General features: G+C 69.0%; 6 protein-coding genes and 1 pseudogene. 3 read left to right on the forward strand and 4 right to left on the reverse strand.

Going from position 1 to position 5,318, the window contains the following annotated elements:
- The 3 genes from BDIM_RS14210 to BDIM_RS14220 form a co-directional block, all read left to right on the forward strand.
- Window positions 1-1,219, forward strand: a 1,219-nt coding sequence (locus BDIM_RS14210; protein ID WP_040346314.1) for a metal-dependent hydrolase family protein, incomplete at its 5' end; no start/stop codon positions are given.
- Between the two features lie 67 nt (window positions 1,220-1,286).
- A complete protein-coding gene (gene bioB / locus BDIM_RS14215; protein WP_050796746.1) occupies window positions 1,287-2,303 on the forward strand; it encodes a biotin synthase BioB in 1,017 nt (338 codons plus the stop codon).
- Window positions 2,300-2,806, forward strand: coding sequence for a GNAT family N-acetyltransferase (locus BDIM_RS14220; protein WP_003166283.1), 507 nt, complete (start codon window positions 2,300-2,302; stop codon window positions 2,804-2,806). The genes bioB and BDIM_RS14220 overlap by 4 nt, the downstream gene beginning before the upstream one ends.
- Here the strand turns inward: BDIM_RS14220 and BDIM_RS14225 are convergent.
- The 4 genes and pseudogenes from BDIM_RS14225 to BDIM_RS14235 all read right to left on the reverse strand — a co-directional run.
- Window positions 2,803-3,147 (reverse strand): hypothetical protein, encoded by a 345-nt coding sequence (locus BDIM_RS14225; RefSeq protein ID WP_003166284.1) that lies wholly within the window; start codon window positions 3,145-3,147, stop codon window positions 2,803-2,805. The genes BDIM_RS14220 and BDIM_RS14225 overlap by 4 nt on opposite strands.
- 53 nt (window positions 3,148-3,200) lie before the next feature.
- Window positions 3,201-3,397, reverse strand: a pseudogene (locus BDIM_RS18500) (hypothetical protein).
- A gap of 51 nt (window positions 3,398-3,448) precedes the next feature.
- Window positions 3,449-4,405 carry a hypothetical protein gene (locus tag BDIM_RS14230; protein WP_112999707.1) on the reverse strand — a complete coding sequence of 319 codons (957 nt, stop codon included), beginning with the start codon at window positions 4,403-4,405 and terminating at the stop codon, window positions 3,449-3,451.
- 191 nt (window positions 4,406-4,596) lie between these two features.
- Window positions 4,597-5,318, reverse strand: a 722-nt coding sequence (locus BDIM_RS14235; RefSeq protein ID WP_169312157.1) for a divergent polysaccharide deacetylase family protein, incomplete at its 5' end; no start/stop codon positions are given.

Consider the following 5,318-nt stretch of genomic DNA (forward strand, 5'->3'; position numbering starts at 1 on the left):
GGGCCGCCTGCTGGATCGTCCCGGCCAGGCCCCGCGCGGCCCCTCCACCCTGGTGGTGCGCGACGGCAAGGTGGTCGAGATCCGCGACGGCTTCGTCGACGCCTCCGCCTTCCCCGGCGCCGTGGTGGTGGACCAGCGCGACCGCTTCGTCCTGCCCGGCCTGATCGACAGCCATGTGCACCTGGTGTCGGACGTGGCTGGTCAAGCGGGCTTCCTGGCCGAGATCACCGACAACCTGCCCTCGCGCGCCTACAGCGCCGCCATGAACGCCCGCAAGACGCTGATGGCGGGCTTCACCACCGTGCGGAACCTGGGCGACAGCGGCGGCGTCACCCTGGCCCTGCGCGAGGAGACGGCGGCCCACCGCCTGGCCGGACCGCGCATCATCGACGCCGGGAACAGCATCTCGACCACCTCGGGCCACATGGACGGGCGTCTGGGCTTCAACGACGACTTCCGCGAGCACATCGCCCACGACAACGTCTGCAACGGCGCCGAAAGCTGCCGCGAGGCCGTGCGTCTTCAGGTCGGACGCGGCGTCGACGTCATCAAGATCGCCACCACCGGCGGGGTCAACAGCCGCATCGGCGCCGGACTGGGCGCCCAGATGTTCGACGACGAGGCCAAGGCCCTGATCGACACGGCCCACCTCTACGGCAAGAAGGTCGCCGTCCACGCCCACGGCGCCGACGGCATCAACCTGGCCCTGCGCATGGGCGTCGATTCGGTCGAGCACGGCACCATCTTCGACGACGAGACGCTGCAGCTGCTGCGTCGCACCCGCGCCTATTACGTCCCGACCCTGTCGGTGGTGAACGGCTACACCGAGCGTCTGGCCGCCGACCCCGAGGCCTATCCGCCGGAAGTCCTGGCCAAGATCCGCTGGCGCATCGAGATCACCGGCCAGTCGCTGCAACGCGCGGTCCCGGCGGGCGTCCGCATCGCCTTCGGCACCGACGCGGGCGTGTCCAAGCACGGCCGCAACGCCGATGAGTTCGAGCTGATGGTCAGAAACGGCATGACCCCGGCGACCGCCATCGAGGCGGCCACGGTCAACGCCGCCGATCTGCTGGGCGTCTCGACCGAGGTCGGCACGCTGGAGCCGGGCAAGCGCGCCGACGTCATCGCCGTGGCGGGCGATCCGCTGGCCGATGTGACGACGCTGAAGTCCGTCGCCTTCGTCATGCGCGACGGCCGCGTCTACAAGGACGAACGCTGAGCCAAAGAACGGCGACGCGTCACTTCCGGCTTGGCCGCGCCCGCGCGCGCGGCTAAGCCGTCGTCCCATGGCTGACGACGCATCGATCCGACCCGCCCGCGATCTCTCGATCCCCCGTCACGACTGGACGCTGGAGGAGGTCGAGGCCCTGTTCGCCCGGCCCTTCATGGAGCTGGTGTTCGAGGCGGCGACCGTGCACCGGCGCACCTTCGACCCGAATGAAGTCCAGAAGTCGCAGCTGCTGTCGGTCAAGACCGGCGGCTGCGCCGAGAACTGCGGCTACTGCTCGCAGTCGGCCAGCTTCAAGACCGGGCTCAAGGCCGAGAAGCTGATGGAGCCGACCGCCGTCATCGCCGAGGCCATGGCGGCCAAGGCCGGCGGGGCCAGCCGCTTCTGCATGGGCGCCGCCTGGCGCGAGCTGAAGGACCGCGACACGCCCAAGCTGGCGGCCATGATCTCGGGCGTGAAGGCGCTGGGTCTGGAGACCTGCGCCACGCTCGGCATGCTGAACGCCGACCAGGCGAAACAGCTGAAGGACGCGGGCCTCGACTACTACAACCACAACCTCGACACCGGGCCTGAGTACTACGCCGAGGTGGTGACGACGCGCTCCTATCAGGACCGGCTGGAGACCCTGCAGCACGTCCGCGACGCGGGCATGAACACCTGCTGCGGCGGCATCGTCGGCATGGGCGAAAAGCGCCGGGACCGCGCGGGCCTGCTGCACGCCCTGGCCACCTTGCCCGTCCACCCCGACAGCCTGCCGGTCAACGCCCTGGTCCCCGTCGGCGGCACGCCGCTGGGCGAGCGGGTGCTGAAGGAAGGCGAGATCGACCCGATCGAATTCGTCCGCACCGTCGCCGTCGCCCGTCTGGTATGCCCGCAGTCGATGGTCCGCCTGTCGGCCGGTCGCGAAGGCATGACGCCCGAGATGCAGGCCCTGTGCTTCCTGGCCGGCGCCAACTCCATCTTCGTCGGCGGCAAGCTGCTGACCACGCCCAACCCGGAAGAGGACGACGACGCCAAGCTGTTCGCACTGCTGGACCTGAAGCCCATGCCCGCCAAGGGTTGCGACGCCCATTGATCCGGGTCCGCCCGACGCGCGGAACGGACATCGGCCGTCTGGAGGCGGTGGAGCGGTCGGCGGCGACGCTGTTTCGCACCCTGCCCGACCTGGCCTGGATCGCCGACGACCCCGTCGCCGGACCAGACACGCACCGCACAGCCGTCGCGCAGGGCCTGTCCTGGGTCGCCGTCGATGCAGCGGATCAGCCGATCGGCTTCCTGATCGCCGCCGAGGCGGACGCGGACCTGCATATCCTTGAGCTGTCCGTCGCTGCTGAACATCAGGGGCGCGGCGGTGGGCGGGCGCTGATGGCGGCCGCGCGACAGGAAGCCGGGGTCCGCGCCAAACAGGCCCTGACGCTGACCACCTTCAGCACCGTTCCCTGGAATGCGCCCTTCTATGCGCGCCTGGGCTATGCGGCGCTGACGTTTGCAGAAACGCCCGCCTATCTGCGCGAGACCCTGGCCGCAGAAGCCGCCCACGGCCTGACCGACCGCGTCGCCATGCGGCTGACGCTTTAGCCCTGCCGGGCGAGCCAGCCTCGCACCAGCCTGAGATGCAGAGCGTGAGCTCCGACCCAGGCCAGCCCCATGACGATCAGGACGCCGAAGTAACGCCGCGCGTCCGCGCTCTCCAGCGGCCCCAACGCGCTGGCCATCGCCATGGGAAGCAGAGTCAAGGCCGCCAGAACAGGCGTGAAACTCAGGGCGACGTCACGTGGCGCACGCCATATGGGCCGCCCGTCAAAGCCCCACTGCATCGGCAGCCGCGTCTCGCGCGGCAGGCCTCTCGCGGCGCGCCAGGACATGGCCGCCGACACGGCCACAAAAGCCAGAGCCAGGAACAGGGCGAACACCGTCATATCGACAGACGATCACGTCTATCCGAGCTGATCAAGCCAAAGGCCCCGCCGGACTACTTGCTCATCCAGGGGCGCGACGCCCCGCTCTTGATGCGAGCCGCCTGTTCGCGCTGAAACGTCCGCCGCGCGGCGGCTTGGGCCGGGCGTCGATCGCCGCCTTCTTGAGCCGGAGCGCCCGCTGCACGGGCGTTTCACCCGGAAGGGAGTCCGCAGGTTCGGCGGCGGGGGCGTGATCGTCGTCAATGGTCATGCCGACGACAGTAGCACTGTTCGCGCCTCTGAGGGACGACAGACCCGTTCCCTAGGATCCGCCTCGCGGAGCACGCAGATCACGGGCCATGACATCCGCCACCGCTCCCGCCTGCGCCCGGACCGACGCCCAGTCCGGGCGTGGCCCGTAAAGGGCGACGAGATAGGCGCGATCCCACTCGGTAAGACCCTGCTGCGCATCTCCCGAAAAGAGATTCAGGATCGTGTCGAACCCTTGCGTTTCCGCTCGTGGATCAAGCTGAGCCAGACTGATCAGAGCAATGTAGTCGCCCAACTGAGTCGTGTTGACCTCGCCGGTCATGTCCGTGTCGACGATCACCATGGTCTTAAACAGCGCGTCAACGACTTGGGTGCTCAAACGGCCCGGCCCCTTTCGACGCACAATAGGAGAGGCGGCTGCGACGCAGTCGTTGGGATTGCACCCCAAGATCGCCGCCAGCTGGCTATCGACTATCCCGCCGACCGCATCCCCTGGCATCCTTACGACCGCCCGACCGGTCTCGCTATCGACGGGAAGGCTCAGCGACCACCAGCGGACGGGACGCTCTGCGTCCAGAAAATCCTGGAACGCCGTCGTGTCGCGATGCATGCCCGTCACGTTCTGACGAAAAAGCCGGGGGTTGTCGGCGTTCATCGTTCTCGCCAGCCCGCGGCCGTCATTCGTGAAGATCACGACCACATTGGGATGGCAGCCCGGCTCGCCAGTCCGCAGGTCCAAGCTTGCGGCGGTCTGGGTGATCCGATCTATGACGGCCTGGGCGGCCTCACGCTCAAGATTGACGACACCAGGGCAGATCTCGCGACGCCACAGCGCCAGGCCTCGCCCGCGCGCAGGCGCGCCGACCCGCCCGACGAAATCGCGGGCCGCTTCCTGCACCGGTCGGCCTCGCACCATCAGATCCGGCAAGACGGTGGCGTCCGTGCTCGGCGCGTCCTGTGCATGCGCAGGCCCGAACAGGCTCAGAACGACAGCCGCGACAATTCCCATGTTCCGCATAAGGGTCTCCATGTCGCGGCCATCTCACATAACCACGCTACCCGTCCACATAGGACGCCAACATGAAGAGGAAGGCAAGCAGCACGGGCTTCTTTGACGGCCGCAGGACGGCGCCGGATGAAGGGCTGGCGGGTTCGAAGCACCGATGGCGCTGACCGCCATCAAGCGGGCGTCTTCCCGACTTACCGTCCTGGCCGTCGGGTCATCGCCGAAGCGGGCGCCAACTGGAGGCCGCGAGCCTCCAGACCCGCCGTCCAGCGGGCGGCGGCCTCGACGGTGATGGGATAGGAGAAGCCGGTCCCCAGCGCCGCGCCGTTGGTCTTGGCGGCGGCCTCCAAGGCGTTGAACTGACGCAGGATGGCGGCGGGGGTCTGTTCCTCGTCGACGACGCGGTCGGCGCTGGCGCGGGCGAAGGCGCCGGGGCGGCGGCGCATGGAGCCGTCGTCGAGGAAGGCCAAGCCCCGCTGGCGCAGGTTGGTCATCAGGGCGCTCACCCCCTCGTCCGAGGTCGCGAAGCGGTCGCCCAGATAGTTGGTCACGCCGAAATAGCCGGTGGCGCGCGCCAGCAGCCAGTCCAGCTTGACCGCCACGTCGTCGGCGCCGCCGGACGACAGCAGGGTGTAGGGGCCGGGGTCGTTGTCGGGATAGCCGGTCGGCTCCATAGGCAGTTCGATCATCACCTCATGGCCGTGGGCGCGGGCCATGTCGATCCAGGTCTGAAGGCCCTCGGCGTAAGGCACGAAGGACAGCGTCACCTCGGCCGGCAGGCGCTCGATCGCCGCGCGCGTCGTGGCGCTGTTCAGGCCCAGCCCCCCGACCACCAGGGCCACCATCGGCTTGCCGTTCGAGCGGAAGGGCCGGGCGTAGGCCTGGGCCGGGACGCGGCCGTCGGCGGCGATGCGCG

This window comes from Brevundimonas diminuta ATCC 11568 (genome assembly GCF_000204035.1).
Lineage (GTDB): Bacteria > Pseudomonadota > Alphaproteobacteria > Caulobacterales > Caulobacteraceae > Brevundimonas > Brevundimonas diminuta.

Excerpts from the sequence above, each read along its gene's own strand:
- bioB (WP_050796746.1), top strand. The coding sequence starts at position 1,287 with ATGGCTGACGACGCATCGATCCGACCCGCCCGCGATCTCTCGATCCCC.
- BDIM_RS14225 (WP_003166284.1), bottom strand. The coding sequence starts at position 3,147 with ATGACGGTGTTCGCCCTGTTCCTGGCTCTGGCTTTTGTGGCCGTGTCG.
- BDIM_RS14230 (WP_112999707.1), bottom strand. The coding sequence starts at position 4,405 with ATGGGAATTGTCGCGGCTGTCGTTCTGAGCCTGTTCGGGCCTGCGCAT.